At 57.3% G+C, this 22236-nt stretch carries 20 protein-coding genes and 2 pseudogenes; 13 read left to right on the top strand and 9 right to left on the bottom strand.

Going from position 1 to position 22236, the window contains the following annotated elements; all coding sequences use genetic code 11:
• The first annotated feature begins 49 nt into the window (after positions 1-49).
• A complete protein-coding gene (locus AGA_RS13615; RefSeq protein WP_157065256.1) occupies positions 50-202 on the top strand; it encodes a hypothetical protein in 153 nt (50 codons plus the stop codon).
• An 84-nt stretch (positions 203-286) separates the two neighbouring features.
• On the opposite strand, the gene rpsO is transcribed toward AGA_RS13615, so the two are convergent.
• Together rpsO and truB are read right to left on the bottom strand one after the other, a co-directional pair.
• The gene (rpsO, locus tag AGA_RS00275) at positions 287-556 is read right to left on the bottom strand and encodes a 30S ribosomal protein S15 (protein ID WP_048853324.1); all 270 of its coding nucleotides are present in this window, start codon (positions 554-556) and stop codon (positions 287-289) included.
• 23 nt (positions 557-579) lie between these two features.
• Entirely contained in the window at positions 580-1494 is a 915-nt protein-coding gene (gene truB / locus AGA_RS00280) for a tRNA pseudouridine(55) synthase TruB (RefSeq protein ID WP_059024540.1), read from the bottom strand.
• 275 nt (positions 1495-1769) lie between these two features.
• Between truB and AGA_RS00285 the strand changes: the two genes are divergently transcribed.
• From AGA_RS00285 to AGA_RS00310, 6 genes and pseudogenes are all read left to right on the top strand, one after another.
• Positions 1770-2942 (top strand): MlaE family ABC transporter permease, encoded by a 1173-nt coding sequence (locus AGA_RS00285; protein WP_059022517.1) that lies wholly within the window; start codon positions 1770-1772, stop codon positions 2940-2942.
• A gap of 3 nt (positions 2943-2945) precedes the next feature.
• Positions 2946-3740, top strand: a complete 795-nt coding sequence (locus AGA_RS00290; protein ID WP_059022518.1) for an ABC transporter ATP-binding protein — start codon at positions 2946-2948, stop codon at positions 3738-3740.
• A pseudogene (locus tag AGA_RS00295) lies at positions 3733-4687 on the top strand (MlaD family protein). Before AGA_RS00290 ends, AGA_RS00295 begins: the two are co-directional and overlap by 8 nt.
• Entirely contained in the window at positions 4684-5274 is a 591-nt protein-coding gene (locus tag AGA_RS00300) for a PqiC family protein (RefSeq protein ID WP_059022519.1), read from the top strand. The pseudogene AGA_RS00295 and the gene AGA_RS00300 overlap by 4 nt, the downstream one beginning before the upstream one ends.
• 144 nt (positions 5275-5418) lie before the next feature.
• A complete protein-coding gene (glf, locus tag AGA_RS00305; RefSeq protein ID WP_059024541.1) occupies positions 5419-6588 on the top strand; it encodes a UDP-galactopyranose mutase in 1170 nt (389 codons plus the stop codon).
• A 125-nt stretch (positions 6589-6713) separates the two neighbouring features.
• Positions 6714-7436: a glycosyltransferase family 25 protein gene (locus tag AGA_RS00310; RefSeq protein ID WP_059022520.1), complete on the top strand. Its 723-nt coding sequence runs from the start codon at positions 6714-6716 to the stop codon at positions 7434-7436.
• Between the two features lie 48 nt (positions 7437-7484).
• On the opposite strand, the gene AGA_RS00315 is transcribed toward AGA_RS00310, so the two are convergent.
• The 3 genes from AGA_RS00315 to AGA_RS00325 form a co-directional block, all read right to left on the bottom strand.
• A complete protein-coding gene (locus tag AGA_RS00315; RefSeq protein ID WP_059022521.1) occupies positions 7485-8555 on the bottom strand; it encodes a glycosyltransferase family 2 protein in 1071 nt (356 codons plus the stop codon).
• Positions 8556-8753: 198 nt separating this feature from the next.
• Complete coding sequence (locus AGA_RS00320; RefSeq protein WP_059022522.1) at positions 8754-10457, bottom strand: DUF4422 domain-containing protein; 1704 nt, start codon at positions 10455-10457, stop codon at positions 8754-8756.
• A 187-nt stretch (positions 10458-10644) separates the two neighbouring features.
• Positions 10645-11229 (bottom strand): hypothetical protein, encoded by a 585-nt coding sequence (locus AGA_RS00325; RefSeq protein ID WP_197556480.1) that lies wholly within the window; start codon positions 11227-11229, stop codon positions 10645-10647.
• A 218-nt stretch (positions 11230-11447) separates the two neighbouring features.
• Here AGA_RS00325 and AGA_RS00330 point away from each other — a divergent pair, with 218 nt between their 5' ends.
• The 5 genes from AGA_RS00330 (at position 11448) to AGA_RS00350 (ending at position 16118) form a co-directional block, all read left to right on the top strand.
• Positions 11448-12113, top strand: a complete 666-nt coding sequence (locus tag AGA_RS00330; RefSeq protein ID WP_157065257.1) for a methyltransferase domain-containing protein — start codon at positions 11448-11450, stop codon at positions 12111-12113.
• 149 nt (positions 12114-12262) lie between these two features.
• Positions 12263-12775: a flagellar basal body-associated FliL family protein gene (locus AGA_RS00335; protein WP_059022525.1), complete on the top strand. Its 513-nt coding sequence runs from the start codon at positions 12263-12265 to the stop codon at positions 12773-12775.
• Positions 12776-12839: 64 nt separating this feature from the next.
• Positions 12840-14243, top strand: coding sequence for a flagellar motor switch protein FliM (fliM, locus tag AGA_RS00340; protein WP_231945852.1), 1404 nt, complete (start codon positions 12840-12842; stop codon positions 14241-14243).
• Positions 14240-14902: a DUF6468 domain-containing protein gene (locus AGA_RS13895; RefSeq protein WP_173568020.1), complete on the top strand. Its 663-nt coding sequence runs from the start codon at positions 14240-14242 to the stop codon at positions 14900-14902. Before fliM ends, AGA_RS13895 begins: the two co-directional genes overlap by 4 nt.
• Before the next feature lie 298 nt (positions 14903-15200).
• Positions 15201-16118 carry a flagellin gene (locus AGA_RS00350; RefSeq protein ID WP_059022526.1) on the top strand — a complete coding sequence of 306 codons (918 nt, stop codon included), beginning with the start codon at positions 15201-15203 and terminating at the stop codon, positions 16116-16118.
• A 244-nt stretch (positions 16119-16362) separates the two neighbouring features.
• On the opposite strand, the gene AGA_RS00355 is transcribed toward AGA_RS00350, so the two are convergent.
• The 3 genes from AGA_RS00355 to AGA_RS00365 all read right to left on the bottom strand — a co-directional run bounded on the left by AGA_RS00355 (position 16363) and on the right by AGA_RS00365 (position 18503).
• A complete protein-coding gene (locus tag AGA_RS00355; RefSeq protein WP_059022527.1) occupies positions 16363-17556 on the bottom strand; it encodes an ATP-grasp domain-containing protein in 1194 nt (397 codons plus the stop codon).
• A gap of 107 nt (positions 17557-17663) precedes the next feature.
• Entirely contained in the window at positions 17664-18071 is a 408-nt protein-coding gene (gene flgC / locus AGA_RS00360; protein WP_059022528.1) for a flagellar basal body rod protein FlgC, read from the bottom strand.
• A 15-nt stretch (positions 18072-18086) separates the two neighbouring features.
• Positions 18087-18503: a flagellar basal body rod protein FlgB gene (locus AGA_RS00365; RefSeq protein WP_059022529.1), complete on the bottom strand. Its 417-nt coding sequence runs from the start codon at positions 18501-18503 to the stop codon at positions 18087-18089.
• Between the two features lie 294 nt (positions 18504-18797).
• Between AGA_RS00365 and AGA_RS14370 the strand changes: the two are divergent.
• Positions 18798-19349 (top strand): annotated as a pseudogene (locus AGA_RS14370) (prepilin peptidase); the annotation flags it as partial.
• A gap of 55 nt (positions 19350-19404) precedes the next feature.
• Here AGA_RS14370 and AGA_RS13960 read toward each other — a convergent pair.
• Positions 19405-22218, bottom strand: a complete 2814-nt coding sequence (locus AGA_RS13960) for a tetratricopeptide repeat protein (RefSeq protein ID WP_231945853.1) — start codon at positions 22216-22218, stop codon at positions 19405-19407.
• Between the last annotated feature and the right edge of the window lie 18 nt (positions 22219-22236).

Here is a 22236-nt window from a genome sequence, read left to right on the forward strand (position 1 = left end):
TTTACAGAGTCTTTGTTCAAAACCACGGCAAACAGCGGGACAGAACCGAATGGCAGACAGCGCCTCGGACGGCATGGTGACTGGCGGCAGCACCGCCCAGGCGCCATGTGGTCGGAAACGCCGTGGCCTTACCCGGATCGTCAATGCCCGCGTGCCAAGCCTGTGGCGTATCTACGAATATATGGGGGTTGGGCGGCCATAAGGCCAGCCCAAAAACCCCCACACATTCACCCAGCACGCCCGCAGGCACGGCATACCACCGCCCCTGCGAACGCAAATTCTGGTTTTAGCGGCGCAGACCCAGACGTGCGATCAGAGCTTCGTAGCGGCTCTGGCTCTTACCACGCAGGTAGTCCAGCAGGCTGCGACGACGGCCAACCATGATCAGCAGACCACGGCGGGAGTGGAAGTCCTTCGCGTGGGTCTTGAGGTGGTCGGTCAGGTTGTTGATCCGTTCGGTCAGGATTGCAACCTGCACTTCGGGGGAACCCGTGTCGCCCTGAGCGGTCTGGTATTCGGAAATCAGCGCCGTGCGGCGTTCAGCAGTAATCGACATCACATGTCTCCATCAGAAAAATGTCATAGAATCCGTACTGGCTTCAGCTGCCCGTCTTCAAGGCGACCAAGACCCAGCACACGCCCTGCGTCCATGACACGCACAGTCCCTGAAGCATCGGTCTGGGGGATACGTCCCATCAGATCCAACAGGCTCAGAGGCCGCCCGTGGCGTAGAAGAACAGCTTCCTCCTCAGTCAGGGCCAGCGCCGGGATGTCGGCCAGCGCGGTCTCGACCGGAAGAAGCAGCTCCGCAGAAGCATGGGCGTTGTCGTCGTTTGGCGTCAGTTTGTCCAGCATAATTGCGTCGGCCTCGGTAAAAGGCCCCACGCGCAGGCGGCGCAGCACCGCAATATGGCCCACCGTACCACAAGCCAGCGCCACATCACGTGCGAGTGCGCGCATGTACACGCCCTTGCCGGATTCGACCTCGAACACCGCCGTATCCGCATCGGGGCGGGCGATCAGTTCAAAACGGTCCACACGGGCGGGGCGGGGCGGCAGTTCGGGCGGGCGGCCATCACGCGCCATGTCATAGGCCCGCTCCCCGGCAACCTTGAGGGCAGAATACACAGGCGGCACCTGCATGATGTCCCCCGTAAGGGCGGGCAGAGCCGCACGGAGCTGCTCGTCGGTCGGGCGCACGTCGGATGTGGCGGTCACCGCGCCATCCGCATCATCACTATCGCGCGCTTCCCCCAGCCGCAGCGTGAACTGGTAGACTTTTGTCCCGTCCATAACATACGGCACGGTCTTGGTCGCTGTGCCAAAAGCCAGCGGCAAAAGCCCGGTAGCCAGCGGGTCCAGCGTGCCGCCATGCCCGACCTTTTGCGCGTCAAACAGCCGTTTGGCCCGCCCCACCACCTGTGTTGACGTCATGCCGGAAGGCTTGTCCACAATCAGCCAGCCATTAAGCGGCCGCCCACGTCTGCGTCGCATGTCATCTCCCGTATGCGGGGGAGCGTGCGCCATGCTGGACATGCCCCCGGTTTGCCGCCACCGGACCAACCCGGCGCCACACCAAAGCGCTGCATCTAGCCGAGCACGCCCGCGCCTGCAATGCTGGGCTGATGAAAATGCCTGACCATGGAAATTATTAGCAAACTCAAGACCGAGACGCCCCGCGCAGCCCCTCACAACGCCCCTGTTAACCCGCGGTCACTATGTCGGGACTAGCCAGCGCGCGGTAGCGTGTCTTAATGTCGTCATAAACAATGACCATGCAAACAGATTCCTCCCCCCCCACCGCCACGGCAGACCATGCCACGCGGCCCTCGTGGTCCATACGGACCGGACCGCACGGCCCCTGCCTGAGCGTACAGGGCGCATGGACCGTGCCCAATGGCGGGGTCATGCCATTTGCGGGGACGGATATTCCCACCCCTGCACCCGGCTCCACCAGCCTGAGCGTGGATACAACGGGGATTACGGCATGGGATTCGTCCTTCGTGTCCTTCTTGTGGGAGGCCAAACAGGCGGCGGCCAGTGCAGGACTGGAGTTTGACCAGAGCGGCCTGCCCGCCCCCGCGCAACGCCTACTGGCCCTGCTGCCCCCCAACCCCACGCCACCGGCCCGCCATGATGACCACAGGGAAAACCTGCTGGAAAAAACCGGCGGCCTGACCCTGAGCGCACTGAACGAGACCGGCATTTCCGCATCCCTTGCGGTGGAAACCACGCTGGATGCGGTGCAGGCTGTGCATGGCAAAAGCCGGATGCGCGTCAAGGATCTGGTCACGGACCTGTGGAACGCTGGCCCCAATGCACTGCTGATTGTGGGTGTGGTCAACTTCCTTATCGGGGCCATTCTGGCCTTTGTAGGGCTGGTGGAACTGCGCCGCTTTGCCGCCGAAATTTATGTGACCAACCTTGTGGGCATTGCCTGCGCGCGTGAGATTTCGGCCATTATGACCGCCATCATCATGGCCGGGCGCACGGGTGGGGCCTATGCCGCGCGCATTTCCACCATGTTGGGGAATGAGGAAATTGACGCCCTCAAGGTGTTTGGCATCCCCATTTCCAGCTACATTCTGCTGCCTGCCATTCTCTCCCTCTCCCTCATGATGCCCCTGCTTTACCTCTACGGCACGCTCATTGGCATTCTGGGCGGGTTTGTGGTGAGCATGAGCATGATGGACGTGTCCCCCATGGGGTACTGGATTTCCACCATCAATGGCGTGGAGCTTAAGGAATTCGGGTTCGGGTTTGTCAAAGCCTTCTTCTTTGGCAGCTTTATTGCCCTTGCCGCCTGCCGCGTGGGGCTTATGGCCGGGCGCAGCGCCGCCGACGTGGGTATTGCCGCAACCCGTGCGGTGGTTATTGGCATTGTCGGCATCATCGCCATGGACGCCGTGTTTGCCGTCATGGCCAACGCGCTGGGAATTTAGGCAATGGCCGATAGCGATATTCTTATTTCCGTGCGTGACCTTGAGCTGTCCTTTGGTCCCAAGATCATTCAGCAGCATGTCTCGTTCGACCTCAAACGGGGCTCCATTTTTGCCGTCATGGGTGGGTCGGGCTGCGGCAAGAGCACCCTGCTCAAAAGCCTGATCGGGCTTTTGCCCCCCACAACAGGGCAGATCCTGATTGGGCAGGAAGACTACTGGGCGCAGAACGAGCAGCGGCGGACCGAGATCAACCACCGCTTTGGCGTATTGTTCCAGTCCGGCGCGTTGTGGAGCTCCATGACCGTGGGCGAGAACGTGGCCCTACCCATGGAAATGTTTACCACCCAGCCGCCCGATGTGGTGCGCAAGCTGGTGGAACTCAAGCTGGGGCTTGTGGGCATGGAGCAGGCCATAGACCTGTATCCGTCCGAAATTTCGGGCGGGATGCGCAAACGCGCAGGCCTTGCACGCGCCATAGCGCTGGACCCCGACATTCTGTTTTTTGATGAACCGTCTGCAGGTTTGGACCCCATTACCTCCGCCCGGCTGGATGACCTTATCCTAACGCTGCGCGACGGGCTGGGGGCGACCATTGTTATTGTCAGCCACGAGCTGCCAAGCCTGTTCGCCATTGCCGATGATGGCATTTTTCTGGATGCGCGCACCCACCGGCCCATAGCCCACGGCTCCCCGCGGGACCTGCGTGACCACAGCACCATACCGGAAGTCATGGCATTCATGAACCGCTCCTCCACCATCCCCACGACAGACGAGACAAAGGCTGACCGGCATGTCTGAGAGCACAAACCGCAAAACCGTTATCGGGGCCTTCGTGCTGTTCGGCGGCTTTTTGGCCCTGTTTATTGTCATGGCCTTTGGGCACATGAGCTTCCTCGCCCCCTCGCGCGAGGCGGTGGTGGTGTTCCAGAACTCCATTACCGGCCTGTCTGTTGGTGCGCCGGTCAACTTCCGTGGGGTCAAGGTGGGCACGGTCAAAAGCATTACCCTGCGCTTTGACCCGGCAGACCACAAAGCCTACATCCCCGTAGTGCTCACGCTGGAGCCGGACCAGATTCACGTCGTCAAGGACGTGCCCGGCGGCAACAAGGTGAGTATTCAGGAACTGATCGGCATTGGCCTGCGCGCAGAGCTGAACCTGCTCAGCTTTGTAACCGGCCAGTCCAACATCGAGCTGGACTTTGACCGCTCGGTAGAGCCGGTTCTGCACCCGCGCATTACCAACCTGCCCGAAATTCCCGTCCGCATGTCTGCCGTGGAAAAACTGAAGGATACGCTGGGCCAGATCCCCATCAAGGAGATCAGCCACCATGCGGATGCGGCCCTGCTGTCCGTCACCCAGTTGAGTGACAGCCTGAACAAGGACCTGCCGCCCCTGCTGCTTAGCGCCAAGGTTACGGCTGACCGCTCGCACGAGACCATAGAGGCCGCAACCGCCGCCATTAAAGACCTGCAAGCCAAGCTGGACGTCACGCTGGGCAAAATGGACCAGTTGATGGAAACGGGGAACACGCAGCTAAACGCCCGTGGCGCGGACCTGCACGCCACGCTTACATCGGCCACCCAGACGCTGGATTCGTTACAGGCCATTCTCTCCCCCCGTTCCATCGACCGCGCCAATCTGGATGCCGCATTGCGTGACATTGCCGCCACCGCCGCATCCCTGCGTCTTCTCCTCCGATGTTGAACGTAACCCGCAACTTCTGCTGATGGGACGCCGCCCATGACCTTTGCGCCACGCCGCTCACTTCTGGCCGTTCTGGCCGGGTGCTCCCTCCTGTCCGGCTGTGCCTCCCCGCCGCTGCGGCTGTACACGCTAGGTGTGCCATCGGACGCCAACACCATTGAACCGCACCTTTCCTCCCGCGCGGCTACCATTGCCATCAGCCGGGTGATCATGCCCGACTATCTGGACTCGCAGGACATCATCACCCGTCAGGGCGAGGAAATCCTGCGTAGCCCGCGCTCGCGCTGGGCCACACGCCTCTCCCTTGGCGTTACGGACCTGCTGACCAACGTGCTGGCCAACAAGCGCCCATCGGAGCTGATTACGGACCAGCCGCTGGCGGATGTGGCCACCATGCGGGTGCAGATTGATATTTCCCGCTTTGATGTGGATGCAGACGGGCGGGCCACGTTGGATGCAACATGGGCCGTACTGCCGCGTGACCCCAACCAGCCGCTTACGCGCGAGCGCACACACCTTGTGGCCACGGGTTCGGTCAGCACGGATGCGGACGTTGCCTCCCTTATGCGTGACCTGGTCATCCGGCTGGCGGAAAAGGTTAACACCACCATTCCACCCGCACGCTAACACCCCCGCCGTTCTTCCCACCCCTGCAGGTGGGCACAGACGCCAAAGCGCGGTATGGTGCCCACCCGCACGGCCGCCACGCCCCAACTCCAAAGGGCAAGCACACGCTGCGGCACACGAACAGGGACAGGGAAACAGTTCAAGGTGGGTAAGACATTCTGCGTGGTCGGGGCCGGCTTTAGCGGCGCGGTTATTGCCCGGCACCTTGCCAGCCGTGGCCACAAGGTGGTTGTGGTGGATGAGCGCTCTCATCTGGCAGGCAACTGCCACACGGAGCGCGATAACCAGACCGGGGTTATGGTCCACCGTTATGGTCCCCACATTTTCCATACTGCCAACGAGCGGGTCTGGTCCTACGTGCAGCAGTTTGGCACGTTCCGCCCCTACGTTAACCGCGTAAAGGCCATTGCCCGCGGGCAGGTGTTCAGCCTGCCCATCAACCTGCTGACCATTAACGCGCTGTTCAAAACCACATTTGGTCCGGCACAGGCCCGCGCCTTTATTGCCAGCAAGGCCGACCACACCATTACCCAGCCCCGCACCTTCCGCGAGCAGGCCTTGAGCATGGTGGGCCCCGAACTCTACGAGACCTTTTTTGAAGGCTACACCCGCAAACAGTGGGGCTGTGACCCGGACACCCTGCCGGCCTCCATTCTCAAACGCCTGCCGCTGCGCTTTAATTATGACGACAATTACTTCAACCATCCCTACCAAGGGATGCCGCAGGATGGTTACACGGCCATTGTCTCCAATATTCTGGCGGAATTCTCCAACACCATAGACATCCGGCTGGGCGCTACGTTCGAGGATATGCCCGAGACCTTTGACCATGTGTTCTACACTGGCCCGCTGGACCGCTACTTTGGGTTCAAACTGGGACGGCTGGAATACAGAACGCTGGATTTTGAACGCTTTGTTAGCCCTGAACCCGATTATCAGGGCACGGCGGTCATGAATTACTGCGACGCAGACGTACCCTACACCCGCATTGCCGAACACAAGCACTTTGCCCCGTGGGAACAGGCACAGTTTGAACAGACTGTCTGCTTCCGCGAGTACAGCCGCGCAGCCCAGAAGGCCGACATCCCATACTACCCCATCCGCCTGAGTGGCGAGCAGCGCCTGCTGCGTGCGTATGAGGATATGGCACGGACCAGCAAGGGGGTTTCCTTCCTCGGGCGTTTGGGCACATACCGCTATCTGGACATGGACGTAACCATCCACGAGGCGTTGGAGGCGTGTGACCAGATAGACGTTGCACTGGCCAGCCATGGCGCGCAGGCGCTGCCCGCCTTTTTTACGCCCCAGCCCTGAGCCTCGGCCACGCTATGGCCGAAAACCATCCCACGGGTTGCAATTACAAGGCGCGTTGTCGAAGATAGCCTTTAAATACCCGCCCAATACCATGCCTATTTACGGCTTTCTTACAGGACACCCTGATGCAAAAATACTTTATTAGTCTGGACAGAACGCCCGAACGCACAGAACGTTTTTTAAAAGCCAATGCCCATATCAAGGGCTTTGAAAGATATGCAGGGCTAGATGGCAAAAAGCTGGACCGGGATGATGTGATTGCCAAAGGACTCATGGCCCCCGACTGCGGCTTTACCGCCGGGGCAATGGGGTCCGGGCTTGCCCACGCAACCCTGTGGGGCCGCGTTGTAAAAAGCGGTAAACCCGCCCATATTTTTGAAGACGATGCTTTTCTGTGCCGCAACTTTGAGCAGGAAAGCGACCGGATTATTGCCAACCTGCCCGATGACTGGGAAATTATCCTGTGGGGCAACAATTACGACAGTATTCTGGAATTTGAACTGCTGCCCGGCATTACGCAGTGCGTTGCCATCTTCAACCAAGACGATGTCCGCCGTGGTATTCCTGCATTCCTGAACATGGATGTTTCCTCCAGCCCGTTCCGGCTGAGCCAGACTTTTGGCATCTGTGGCTATGCCATCTCACCACTGGGGGCCTCCCGTCTGCTGGAACGCTGCCTACCGTTCAAATCCGTGGAAGTAACCTACCCCGGCCTTGGTATGCGGGTGCTGACCACCACCTCCATCGACCACCTGATGAACATCCACTACCGCAACATCAAGGCTTACACGTCCTTCCCGCCCCTATGCGTGACGGATAATGACTCCTCCAACAGCCTGAACAAATAAAACCAGCGAGGTTCTGGAGCACTTACCCCTCCAGAACCTCCACCCGGCTCAATTCCCTTGCAGTCTGCCAATAAGGTATTGGTTCACCTTGTTCAGCAGTTCTTTTTCAATATAAAATTTTGACTTGAGATATTCGAGATACTCCAGCGCAGTACTCCCTAAAACTCTATCGAGTGTCTCGCTGTTTTCAAAAAGGATATTGGCGTCCGCATTCAGGTTGGTCTGGAAGAACTCCTTTACCTGATCATAGAGTGGGAAGAAGGCTGGACCGCTGATAGATTCCAGATGCCAGTTTAAAAACGTAATCGCATAATTATAAAAATGGTCTTTTGCGGGTACCCACAACCCACGTTTGACCAAAAATACACGCAGTAATTCCAGCGCTTCCAAACAACAGGCAAAACTGCTGCTCCGGCTGTTGCTGACAGAGCCTTTTCTGTTCTCAATATGATGAAGCAGAACATCATCAATATACATAATTCTGGGCGCAACCAGAAAAGACGCAGCACTAAAAAACAGGTCGTTTGTTAAGCGTATTTCCTGAAATTCAAGGTGATTCTCAGCAATGAAATCCCGCCTAAAAAGCCTGTCCCATGCCCACCATGTCGCGCTATCAAAAATATTCCCCTCCACCTCCATGGCGGAAAAAATCTGATAAGGGCGGAACTGGTCAAAAATGGGATAGTGGATTTTTTCTTCAATATTAAGGGTCAGATCTACCCGGTCCGCCTGATAGAAAATGATATCCGCCTGCGCAAGCGTTAGTGCATGTAAGCATTTTTCAAAAATATTCGATTCATATTGGTCATCACTATCCAAGAACAGAACGTACTGACCACTGGAATGCCGAAAACCTACATTCCGCGCATGGCCTGCGCCACCATTCTGCTCGGTCTTAATGACTTTAACATGGTTGTAAGAGCGAAAAACGTCCTGTAAACGCGCAAAGGTTGCATCTGTTGAGCAATCATCAACAATCATAACCTCAACATCATAGCCCTGCATGATGTGTTTTGTCTGATTCCTGATGTTATCAATAAGAGTATCAAAATACTCTTCAGCATTATAAACCGTGATGATAGCCGATATTTTATATGACACGCTTGTCTGAGCCTTCACCACAAAATTCTGAGAATGCGTATCAGTCTATCATGCCTTTGCCATCAAACCCAACGAAAAACCCCGCATTGTAGAAAACCCGACTGACTGCAAAGACCGCCTGACAGCAAAAAAGGCTGCATCATGATCCTGATGCAGCCCTTGCCGATTTGTTCAGACCTGTTTGAACGCAAACTATCTCACGTCAAAAACACCCATTTAGGCCACGCTTTCTACACTCTGGGTCTGCGGGGTTTGATAAGCAAATGCCTTTGCCTGATACGCCAGATAGAGCTCTGTCATGGGGTGGGCGGCATCGGGCTTCCACGGCTTGTTCTCCCCCGTAAAGTGGATCAGCGCGGGGTTATGAACCGCAGCGGCGGCCACACTTTTCGGGTAGGCGGCCTCCAGTTCACTACTGCTATAAACCCGAGACCCGACATTCCACCTTAACGGCAGAATTTTAATGTCGTCCTTATAAGCGATATTGATGATGTCCTGATCCTGAAGGGTCAGGTTTTTCATATTCTTCAAAAAAGATTCCAAATATAGGAACCGCAGGTTCTTATATTTTCTAACGGCCTGCTCCCGGTTAAAAAGCAGAACGCCGGCGTTAATATAGCTCTTGTTCCAGTTCAGCCCGAACAACCTTCTGGACTGGCTGACGCCACCTTCATCATTACAGCCAGCAAGCGTTTTGCCGTCCATATCCATGTTCCACAGGGTGATGATGTCGTCACAGACGAGCGTATCCAGATCCATATAGATCAGGCGTTTAACACTCTGGGGCAGGCATTCGTGCATAAACAGCCGGTAATAGGTGTTCCGGTTAATATGCTCGCGGTTATGCGGGTAAACCGTAAAGATGTAATCGTCCTCTATGGCATAGAAGTCGAACTTTACTTCTTTAAACTTGTTGCACAGGAAGTCCCGCGTCACCGGAGACAGTTTTTCGTCATGCAGAACGTGGAAGCGGAGGCGCGAGGCATCCGACGTGTTTTTTATGACTGAATAAATGGAGACGAGGGCCTGTTTAATATACCCATCATCAAACGACACAACGATATGCACATCCTCTGCATGAGGGTGCGCGACCTTCCGGACTGATCGGGAAGAAATCTGCGCCATGATCTGTTTATAATTATATTCTGGCTCAAAATCAGTATAGATGATCAGCCCAGCATGAATAATATTGTTACTTTTCTCCAAAAGCTTGTGCTTCAGAACAAACGCATACAAAAACCGCTCGGCCAGAAAGCCATATACCCGCTTCTGGTAATCATCATAATGCGTTGTATCCAACACCTCTTCTACAGAGAAGAGAACCGAAAATAGAAAGGAACAGTATTCGTTAAACAGGTCCCGCCGCATGACAAAGATGTTGCCGAATACGGACATCTCCAGGTTCATGGAAATAATCATGAACTCGTAATATTCCGGCGCTTTATTTTTTATAACTGACAGCGCAATGTCGAGGTCTTTTTTATAATGGTTGTAACAGTAATGGTTATAGACCGTCATCGTATTACCGGGGGACGATGTGGGGTGCACATTAACCAGAGGTGACAGAACAATAGGGTTCTGGCGGCAGGTTTCTTCAATACCGGCTGAAAGATACTGGGTAATATCGACTTTTTTCTCAATATAAAGTGTGCTGTTGCGGTCTCCGCCTGCAAAATTCAGGTAACGGCGGTAATGGTTGAGCCCGACATAGTCATGGTTTGTGTTTTTCCATATCCAGTACAGGCCGGTCAGCTCACACCATTCCCTGTTTTTATGGGAAATATTATCCCCTGTATCATCCCCGATCATGCCATCAAGAACATGGTTGGAAATGGCACGACCTACCTGGATTGGTTCAAAATATTGATTTCTTGCGATTAACCCTTCTTTATGATGACATACATAAATCTTAATATCCATTATATGCGTCTCTCAGCCCAGATTTTGGAAAATATTTTTTCATCAGTTGGTATTTGTATATCGTCTATCACCCATGCGGGGAATACAAGAAGCCCGATTTACGCATGGCTTACATTACGAAAATAAAACAGACGGCATGACACCATCTGTATTATCGGCATACAAATAACCCACCCAATAGTTTGCATCAATCTGGAATATTCAGAAGTGTAATGATTTCAGCAAGATCAAGTGGATTTATTTGCCGTGGCTCCACTTCAAACCGTGCCAGCCTGCCTACCAGTTTGACGGGTTTTAAATACTTTTCCACACAGTGGTAATATGGGCGGTTTGTATAGTCATCCCACAACACAACAACGGGCTTTTGGGTCAGGAACAGGGTTGCGAGAAAGCACCCTACTCTGAACCGGCCATCTATCAGAACCAAGTCAGGCTGCTGGAACAGATCATTCCGCCAGATAGCAAGGGAATAGTTGCTCCAGTTCCGCCAGGCTCTCTCATCCACAGGGAAGCCCCACTCCTTGGTCGGACCAATATCCACCCACTGCAACAGCACGCGGGCGGCCGGGTAATCCCTCTTCAGGACTTCGTGCAGGTTTTTTGCCCAGTCCAGATCACTTTCAACAGACATAATAAAAGGATGCTGCTGTCTGGCGGCTTCAACTGTTGAGCCGCCGCTCCCATATTCCAGAATAATATTATGCTTTTTATACGTTTCTACAATATATTCCCCTTCATCTGGCGGAAAGGTCAATACTGGCACTGTTGGCATAAAATTCATCCTGACTATCTGGCGCGGGCAAAGAGCTTTCTGTTCCCCTTACATATCCCGCCAGCAGAATCCACCACCATTCATTGAATAATTCAATCCATCCCCCTCACAGGGAAAAACCGGCCGCAGGCCGCCCTACATCCATGTTGCGGGCCTCATTATCCTTCTATATCCTGAAAATATTGGATATATTTTTTTTCAAACAGGGAAATATCGCCGTGTCGGAATCTGATAGAAGTCATTGTAACCAGACAATAGATAAATTCATTTATTTTGGTAATCTTTACCCGCATGAACCGCAATTTCAGTCTGGCCTGTTTTATGGTCTGGCCCTCACCCCCCGCTTTGAGCGGGACATCGCGCATGATGCACGGAAGAATATGCCGTTTGCGGATGGAAGCGTAAAAGGCTTTCAGTCTCAGGATGTGTTTGAACATATTCCGTATCAGAAAATCCCTGCCATTATGGACGACATTTTCAGATGCCTGCAAAAAGGCGGCATCTTCCGCCTAAGCCTCCCGGACTACAACAGCCCGCTACTACGCAGGCGCTCTGTTTATGACGCGGACGGCAATATTCTGTGCGATCTGGCTATGGGCGGCATGGTCTCCGCAACCCTCAATGACGGGGTGCAGGTAGGTTTTGCCGGAGAGGAGGGCGATTCACACATCTGGTTCCCCACCTTTAACACCGTTCTGCCACTTATTCTGACGTCCGAAATCCGCAAGTGTGACACCATCCAGATTCACCATGCGTGGATTGATAAGGACAAGTGGATCTGCAAGCCGTTCGAACAGGGTGTCATGCCCGTATCCAGAGTGCCACCGCATGATATGCGGGCCGATGGCAAGCCCATTTCCATTGTGATCGATTTTATTAAATAATTCCTACCATGGGCACGGCGCACCACACCCCCGCATTGTCGGGCGGATAACCAGACAATTAAGCCACACCCCGGCCATTGAGTAGGTGCGCGCCAGCGGTTAAACTGGTAACAGATGTGTTTGATTAACCATTCCGGAGCCCACCAGACATGAGCGAAACTGTAACCGGCGCAAAAGAAGCAGATGCTGCCGACGCAGTTCCAAGAGCAGACGCCCCCAAGTCCAAGCGGAAACTGATTATGGCGGGTGCTGCCGGTCTTGTTCTCCTTGTTGGTGGTGGGGTGTTCTGGGAAAAGGACAAAATCTTCACGTCCAAGCTCAAGCGGGATGTGGGTAACAAGGCGGAAGCCGCCATGCACCCGCCCATTCTGCTGGGCATTCCTCCCATGGTCTCCAACCTGGACACGTCGGGCGGCCATCCAGTTTACGTCAAGCTGACTGCCAAGGTGGAAGTCAGCGGTGTGCCTAACGAAGCCGCACTTCAGGACCGGATTGCGGAAATTCAGGACATCTTCCAGACCTACCTGCACGAAACACGGCCGCAGGACATCCGGGGGAATGGTATTTACAGGCTGCGCGAATCCATTTTGCGCCGTTTGCGCGCACAGCTTGCCCCCTTGCAGGTTACAAACCTGTATCTTGTTGAATTCCTTGTCCAGTAAAGCTCTCCGGCTTCTGACATCCGTTTAAAACAGACACACCTCAGGAACCGTAGCGACAAACCACATGCAGGATGTAGACGACACAGCATCAGGGGCCGGGCACGAGCCGGAAGCCGATACCACACCGGATGCTCCGCATACGGAGGAACCGCACGCCACCGGGGCAGAGGCAACGCCAGAGGCCGAAGCCACCAGTGCGGCGCCAGAAGACGCCCATGCCGAACCACAGGGCAGCGCGGAACCCGGAGCCGAGGCGCATACCGACCACACCACGGCCGGGGATGATGCCCCCCCGCACGCCGAGGCAAAGGCAGAGGACGCCCACGCCGGGTCCGCGGACCATGATGCACACGCCGAACACGGAGAACACCCCGGCTCCCCGGAGGAAGACCCGTTTGGCAGCCACCTGCTTGACCAGTCGGAAATTGACAACCTGCTGGGCCACACGTTTGGCGGGTTTGAAGAGCCGGAAGAAACCGGCATGGAGCGCGTTATCAAGGCCGGGTTTGTGGCCTACGAACGCCTGCCCATGCTGGAAATTGTTTTTGACCGGCTTGTGCGCATTCTCTCCGCCACCCTGCGCAACTTCACCAATGACAACGTCGAAATCACCATCGAGGGCATTCGCTCCCTGCGCTTTGGGGACTACATGGGGGCCGTGCCCTCCTCCTCCATGTTTGCAGTGTTCAAGGCCGTTCAGTGGGACAATTACGGGCTTGTCGTGGTGGATTCGGCCATGTCCTACTCCATTATCGATATTCTCATGGGCGGGCCGCGTGGCGTTGGGCATGTGGGGGTGGAAACACGCCCCCATACCGCCATTGAGCGCGCGCTAATTGAAAAGCTCATCACCCTCACGCTGTCCGACCTGTCCGCCGCGTTCAACCCGGTCTGTACCGTGGATCTGACGTTTGAACGGCTGGAAGTCAGCTCCCGTTTTGCCGCCATTGCCCGCGCCTCCAACGCCGTGGTGCTGGCCAAGCTCCATATTGATATGGAAGACCGCAGCGGCAACATGGACCTGATTATCCCTTACGCCACGCTGGAACCGGTGCGCGACCAGCTTTCGCAGCAGTTCATGGGCGAAAAGTTCGGGCGCGACTCGATTTGGGAAGACCATCTGTTTTCCGAAATTCTGGAAACGGATGCGCAGGTCTCCGCCGTGTTTGACGAAAAGATTGTCCCGCTTTCCGAGGTGCTCAACCTCAAGATCGGGTCTCTTATGACCTTTCCGCACAAAAATGGCTCGCCCTTCCCCATTCGTCTGCAATGCGGGCAGACACCCCTTTTTGAAGGGCGTCTGGGCAAACTGGGCAACAAGAACGCTGTTAAAATTCAAAAACGGCTGGTCCCGCCAGAGGAACACCACCTGCCGCCGCCCCTTGGCGTGCCGCCACAGCCACCCCACCCGCAGCCCCCTGCTGCACCAGCAGCGCCAGCGGCCCAGACCGGAGGATCACCTGAATGATGTTCACACAGATCCAGATGATCATCGAGATCATTCTCTCCGTCTTTCTGTTCCTTGGCATTATCTACAGCTTTTACCTCGGGCGGGTGTTGGGCAACCTCAAGCGTGACCGCGCCAGCCTGCTGGAACTGGTGGAAAAGCTGGAAAGCAGCGTTAATCAGGCGGAAGAAGGCGTGGACAAGCTGCGCGTTGCCGGGGAAGTCAGCGGGCGTCCCCTCAGCCGTATGATTGAGCAGGCCAAAATAACCGGCACGGAACTGGACGACATGGCTTCCAAGGCCGATTCGGTTGCCGACCGGTTGGACGCGGCCATGACCGAGGTGCCATCGCAGGAGCGGCGGATGCAAACGCTGATCCAGCAGGCCGAAACCGCACGGTTGAGCATTGAGGAAACACTGGAAAAACTGCAACAGGCCAGCCAGAGCGCCCAGCAAACGGCCCAGCAGCTTGTAGAATCGGCGTTGGAAAGTGCGACCACCGCAGCCCAGAACGCCGCAGCTTTGGCAGAAAAAACGCAGGAGCAGCAGGAACAGCCGCCCCAGACCCAGTTTGCCGACACGCTGAACATGCCCGTGCCCGCAACCCTTACGCGTGAACGCCCTTATTTGAAGGCGCTGGAAAAAGTAAACGACCCGGATGAAAACCGCGCCAGTGCTTAACGTTTCCACCTAAGCGTTAACAGTTTGCACGTCCCTTCATGCAGGGAATCAGGCCTCTTCCCACAAATGGGAGGAGGCTTTTTTTATGCCCCCCCGCAGAGTCGGGATTATAAAAAACGGCAGAAAACCAGCCTTTTCGGCCCATTACGCCGGGCAGAAGCCCGTCATCCAAAGGCGCGTTCGCAGCTTTTTTGGACCAAATTCAAAAAAATATGATCGCATTAACCTTCTCTTAGCCATTCGGGGGTTTATTCATCCTTGAACAAGGGCGATTGCCCACCGAAATGGAGATCACAACGTGAGCCTTTCTATTAACACCAACACCTCCTCAATGGTTGCTCTGGAAACCCTGAACGCAACCCAGAGCGCCCTGAGCGCCACGGAAAACGCAGTTTCCACCGGTAAAAAAGTTGCTAACGCTTCCGACGGCCCTGCTTCCTTCGGTATCGCTTCCCAGATGACCGGCAACATCTCCGGCCAGAGCGCTGTGAACGACGGCCTGTCCTACGCTTCCGCAGTTGTCAGCTCCACCAACACCGCTGCCAACCAGATCCTGTCCGTGCTGGCTGAAATCCAGAACGCAGTGACCAGCGTTGGTAACAACTCCGGCAGCGACACCTCCCTGTCCCAGATCAACGACGAAATCACCGGCTACCTCGGCCAGATCGACACGATCGCACAGAACTCCACCACCAACGGTGTGAACCTGCTGTCCGGCGGCACGACCGATGGTCTGTCCATCACCGCTTCCTCCCTGAACTACGTGACGGGTCTGCAGGGTTCGCTGGCTACCGTCAGCAGCTTCAAGAGCCTGAGCAGCGCAACGGGTAACACGCTGAGCGCCATGCTGGGCCTGACCAGCGCCGGTGTTGCTGGTAGCGTCCCCACCACCAACAGCCTGTTCGCCAGCTACACCACGGGCAGCATCACTGCAGCTTCCCTGCAGAGCGCCATTTCCAAGGTGCAGGCTGCTATCGTCTCCATGACGAACTTCACGTCTCAGCTGGGTAACAACACCAAGCAGATCGCTAACCTGACCACCTTCGGCCAGAGCGTGACCGACAACCTGACGACCGGCGTTGGCGCCCTGACCGATGCTGACATGTCCGAAGAAAGCGCAAAGCTGACCTCCCTGCAGACCAAGCAGTCCCTGGCCATCAAGTCCCTCTCGATCGCCAACGGTCAGTCCCAGAACATCCTGTCCCTGTTCCAGTAATCTTACTGATACAGTTGACGAAAAGTGCCCTCGGCGAAAGCCGGGGGTATTTTTTTGCGTTGTGCAGATCAGGCAGAGCCTCTGTCTGGCGCATAACCGGCCGCAGCAGATACGCGCGCCACAGCACCCCATACAACAAAGCCCACTTAGGTGGCACAGCCCCCAACTCCCTATGGGTCAGGACCGGGCCAACCAAGCAGGCTTTGCGTTTGGTCTAATAAAAAGTGGAAAAAACGGGCCGGGATTAAACCGCCGTCCGCCCCGCCACCCTGTTTTGCAGCATGGCGTAAAACGCCGAAAAGATTTTGTGCATCTGCGGAATTTTGTAAGGGAACATGGCCTCATCATCGCAAGCATGGATGATCAGGGCATTGGACAGTTCAAAAATCAGCAGGTCACCATCGGCTGTTTCCGCACAGTCAAAGCCAAAGTAATCCAGCTTGACGGCATCATAAATGCCACGCAGGGCCACAGCGTGCCGTTGCCCAAACGCCTGATCGAAGTGGAGCATAGCCTGTGCCTCCTCCATTCTTCTGGAGGCAAATTCCTTCATTTCCCGGTACGGGTAATGCACCATCCAGTGGGAAGAAATGCCCATATGCGCCAGATAGGCTTTGCCCTCCACCAGCACAACGCGGTACTTGCGGAATAGCCCATCGTCCGATGCGTAGTTAATGAAGTTGGCCACAAAAAACAGCTCGGCTTCAACCTGCGCCAAGTAAGCGGACAGGTCTTCCGGCTTCTCAATTTTGCAAAGACCAATCCCACCATGCAGCCCCAGCGGGCGCACAATAAACGGATACACCAGATTAAGCCCCGCTGCGTCCAGCGTGGTCTGCCCGGCAGCCAGCTTTTGCAATGTGGGCCGGTCGGTCCGGTAAGTCTGCGCCATTTGCAGGCCCGGCACGGTATGCAGCAGGTCAAACGCGGCAGAGCGCGACAGTTGGGGAATATACTGGGGCTTGTTCAGCACCGGGGTTGGGCTGTGCGCCAGTACCTCCGCCAGTTGGGATAATATGGCGGTATGGGTGTCGGCCTCCCCTATCGCCACAAAAATAAGGTCATGCGGGGGGAGCGTAGCGGGCCATGGCAGACCGGGGCCAACATACACCACGTCCATGTTAACGGGCGCATTTTCCAAAATACACTCAATGGGTGTGTTGGCCGTCAGGTCACCCGGAGTTTTAACCACCAGCAGGCGCAGCGCATCCTTACCACCACGGGCCAGATTAAAGGTCTGTTGCAAGCTCAATGCCGCATCCAGCAAGGCAGCAGCCTGTTCGTTCTGGAAGGTCATCTGCATGATAAGAGAAAGATCAAGCAGGGTCTGCGCATCCGGGGACTGGCTGGCCTTTTGCAGCAGTTCGGTCCGGTAATGCGTAATATCCTGCCCCTGCAAGGACTGGCGCAGGAGCTGGGATAAGCCAAAAGAGTTCATGTTTCTGCCCGGCTATGGTCAGCTCAGGTCACACAGGGGGTGCCAACACCATAGCCTTGCAAAGCACTGGAATTTACAAAACACGCCAATAGTGTGCCTACCGACGTTTATTTCATCAGATTAATGGTACGTGTCAGCATGGAGCGGGTGATCTGCATGGTGTTCAGATTCGCATCGTACGAATGCTGGGCGTCATGCGTATCCATAATCTCGACCATGGTGTTCACGTTTGGCACCTTCACATAGCCCTTGGCATCCGCCGCGGGGTGGGAGGGGTCATAGCGTGTTTCGAATGGCGTATGGTCCTGCCCGATGGACTTGACCTTAACGCTGGAAGCCCCCGTTGCCTGATCCAGCGTGGACTGGAACGTAATGGTCTTGCGGCGGTAGGGGTCTGCTCCGGGGGTGGAGCCGGTCGTATCTTTGTTGGCAAGGTTTTCCGCGGATATGCGCAGGCGTTCAGCCTGTGCGCGCATCCCGTCGGCGGAGACGCCGATCGTGTTGGTAAAATCCATCTGCTGCTTCCGTCCTTACGAACTGGTGCCAAGCGCGGTGGAGAACATGCCCATGTAGCGGGTGTAAACCGTTGTCGCAAAGCGCTGCTGGTCGTTGGTGTCGGCTATTTTTCCCAGCTCATCTTCCAGCCGGACCTCGTTCCCATCTATGGATTTGGTGCCGCCTGTGGTCCTGCGTGCGAGGGATGTATTCCCCGGCCCGGCCATGTGCCCCGGCTGTGTCTCAACCATAGCCATTGTCATCTGGCTTTGCAGCACGCCAGAAAAAGGCGCAATGTCCTTGGAGACATAGCCCGGCGTATTGGCATTGGCCACGTTGCCAGCCAGAACCGACTGGCGCGATTCCAACCACTGCATACGCCGTTCAGCCAAAGAAAACAGGTCCGTCCCGCTATGGGTCAGCGCGGTCTGGGATGACAGTGCCTCCAGCATAAAATGCCAGCTCCCTTGTGTTTGTAGGCGGTGCCGTACGCATTGGCGTGGAATACACTCTTCACGGCAGCTTGACCGAAGAATAGCGTCCCTTAAGCCCGATAGCTACAGATTTATTGGCTACCCAAGCCCGGCCCTGCCCGAACAGAGGCAACCGCCCCCCATGACAGAACCACCACACGGCGTTATGGCTTGGGCATATCCTAGCACACTACGCCCGTCCGCCAAAGCGACCAGACCATGCGCACACCCCGGTTTACTGATGCAACGCTCCTGGCCGGAGCAACCTTTGCCATGCTGGCGTGGAGCCTGCTGGCCCACACCACGTTAGCATCCCTTGCGGGCATAGGCGTCGCCTTGTGGTTTCCCGCCTCCGTTCGCCTGTATGCGGTTCTGCTGCACTGGCTCCCCGTGGCCAGCGGTGTGCGCACCCACGCGGACTATGTGCCCCCATCCCAGCAACAGCAGCACGAGCTGGTGGCAAGCTGCCTGCTAACTGCCGCCTGCACCCTGACCCTGCTGATTTACACCCCACCGTCCGAGGCACTGGCCTGCGCCATCGCCCTCAACTTTGCCAATCTGCTGGCCCAGTTTGACCGGCGCGAGGGCTGGCTGCCCAATGCCATTCTCATGCCCATGTTGTTGTGCGGACTGCTGGCGGGTGCGGGGCTTGGTTACCCCGGCAGCGCCATAACCGGGGCCTGCACGGCGTGGATACTGGGGGGAGCGGGCCTATTTGCCCTGTCCATATCCCTGCGCGGCAACTTTATGTCTGGCGCGGATGCGCTGTTGCTCTGCGCCTGCGGGGCGTGGGTCGGCTTTGGCGGTATCTGGGCTTTTCTGCTGTTTGCCGGGTGCGGCCTATGGGGCGTATGGGCGGTGCGGCGCACCACACGCACCCCTATGGTACAAGTGGCACCCAATGCCGCCTTACGGCCCGTATGGCGTTACCCGCTTGCCATACCCTGCGCGCTGGGGCTGCTGCCTGTTTTTCTGCTCCGCAGCACGCCACTCCTGCCACACTGGGCGCAAACTCTGCTGGGCGGGTAACTCCCAGCGGCCCCAAGTCAGGGCTGGTTAGCTGCTGCGGGCTTCTGGCCAGCCGAGGCACTGGCGGCGGTGGTAGGCGTTGTTCCCCCACCTGCGTTAGCAAACGGAACACGCGCCCGCTCTCGCCATCCATCTTGCGGTCCCCGACCAGCTTGGCCAGCCATGCCAGCGTAGCCTCGTCCGAAGCCTGAGACGCATCGGACGCCAGACGCAGCGCCAGTGTCTGCTGGGTCGCACTTAACGGACCCTCTGGCGGAATGTCCGCCTCGGCCATCTTGCGCACATTGGCCACGGCGGCAGCCCATTCGCCCCGACTTTCGTGGATGCGGGCGGTCATATCCAGCGAGTCGGAGAACGTGTCGCCATTCAGCAGGCCGAGGGCGGAGGTCTGGTCGCCCCGCGCCAGATCAATCCGGGCCTGAAGGCGGCGGCGGGAGGCCTTCATGTCATCCGGCAGGTCCGGGTCATCCGTACGCTGGAGCACATCGGTCGCGCCCGGCAGGTCCTTGAGCGCAATGTAGGATTCCGCCAGCCCCTGCCCCGCCAGCGCCTTGAGTTCGGGCGAATCCAGCATGGGCACGGCATCGGAGAACGCTTCCTGCGCCTCATCCGCCAACCCAAGGCCAAGCAGCATCTTGCCGTAAGCCATCAGGATTTCGCCCTTTTTGGTACCCGGTTGCAGGGCGGAAAGGTGGGCGCGCAGCATGGCCGCACCATGCAGAATGGCATCGCGGTCGGTATCCTTGACCACCTCGCTGGCCACGGCTGCCAGTGTCTGGAACAGCATGGGGGACAGCACGGGTTCGGACACCTGCTCAGGCGTGTCCTTGACCATGTCCAACGTTGCCAGCGCCTCGGGCCATTTGCGCGCGCGCATGTAGGCATCGGCCTGCAACAGGCGCACAGTGGCCTCGCGCCCGGCCAGACGGGCATCCGGCATCAGGCTGTTGAACATTTCGGCCGCGGCAAGCGGGGTCAGCTTGCCATCGGACATATCGAGCGAGGTTTTCTGCTCCAGCGCCTTTTCCGCCACCACGGGGTCCGGGTCGGTCGAAAGGGTGTTGAACACATCATACGCCGGGGCGCGTTTGCCTGTGCGCAGGTCGCGGAAGGCAGCCGCCAGACGGTAAACCGACCCTTTGGGCAGCTTGTCCAGCACGGTCAGGTCTTCTTCCGAGCCATAACGGCCAATCTGCTCAGCGGCAAAGGGCAGCAGCACACTGCGTACGCTGTTGGGGTAGTTGTCCAGACGGGTAAAGTCCCGCGCCAGAAGGTGGGCGGCCTCGGCCTCGTGCCCGCCCTTGGCGGCAAGGTAGAGGCCACGCCAGACCTGCGTTGCCCGCTGCTCGTTATCTGGCCACGGGCCTTCCAGCAGGAATGCGCCATCCATGTTGCCACTCAGCAATTCGGAGGCCGCCAGCAGGAAGCTGACCTCGGGGCGCACGGCCTCTTCGGGGTCATCTTCCAGCGCCACGGTCAGAATGCCGCGGGCTTCCAGAAAAGCGCCAACACTAAAGGCCGCGCGGGCTTCCTCCAGCCGTGCGGCAAAACGCTGCGCGGGGTCGGAATCGGCTGCGGCCAGCAAGGACTTGTGCAGGCGGGCCTCAAGCTGGTCATCCGGCAGTTTTTGCAAACCCAGCCAGTCCAGATCAACCGTATTGGCGTACACGGCCACCTTGCTGTCTGGCAGCGGGCTTACGGCCGAGGTCAGCAACGCGCCCTCCGGCGTGGCCCGCAGCCCTACATCGGGGGATGAGGCCGCTACCACAACGCCTTCGGTCGTGGGCCATACGTCATACCCATCCCCATGACGGAAGGAGAGAATCCCCCCGTCATCCGTGGTGGAGGTGCCAACAAACAGCTTTTTGCCCGATGCGGGGTCCGTAATGCTCAACACGCGGCCGGGGCGGCGCATGGGGTACAGAATGCCCCCATCCGCCACCAGCGGGTTAATCACCCGCCGGTCGCCATAAACATTACCCGGTGGCGGTTTGTCGCCCAGCACCCAGCCTTCGGCCTGCTGGGACAAAAAGAACTCACGCGTGTCTGGCAGCTTAAGCTGCAACAGGGTCGCGCCCGGCAGGGTTGTCACCGTAAGGGTGGAAAAAATGCCATCCCCGCGCAGGGCGCTGGTGTCCATTGGCTCGGCATTGTCCACCACAATAATAAAGCTGTCGCCACTGCGGAAGGCAGCCAGCCCCATGCGGGCGGGAACGGGAATAAGCACCCGGTTGGGCGATGTGGCCGGGGGTGACACGGCACCACCATTCCCTCCCGCAACGGTGCCCGAGTTGGCGGGCTGCCCCACCTTCTGCCCCGGTTTGCGACCTTTGCCAGCGGTGGGAGCGGGTGCGGGTGCAGGCGGCGGCAGGGGCACATCCAGCACTGTGGCCTTCCACGGGGCGGGCAGACCTTTCAGCAGGTCTCCATCAACCGCGGCGTTGGGGTCGGCCTGTGCGGGCGTTGCGGCAGCACCGGCAGCCACCCCGGCCGCTGCTGCTGTAGCGCCCGCCGCTGCCGCGGCGTTAAGGCCCGTGCCCTTTGGCGGGGTAGGTGTGGCGGTCTGGCTGGTACGGGGCGCATGGGTGCGCCGCGCCGCATCGGCCACGGTTGTCATGGCGGAGCAGGACAGAAGCAGGGCAATGGGAAGAAGGCAGCGTCTCATGCAAACGGATCTGCTGAA

The sequence above is a fragment of the Acetobacter ghanensis genome, from assembly GCF_001499675.1.
GTDB lineage: Bacteria > Pseudomonadota > Alphaproteobacteria > Acetobacterales > Acetobacteraceae > Acetobacter > Acetobacter ghanensis.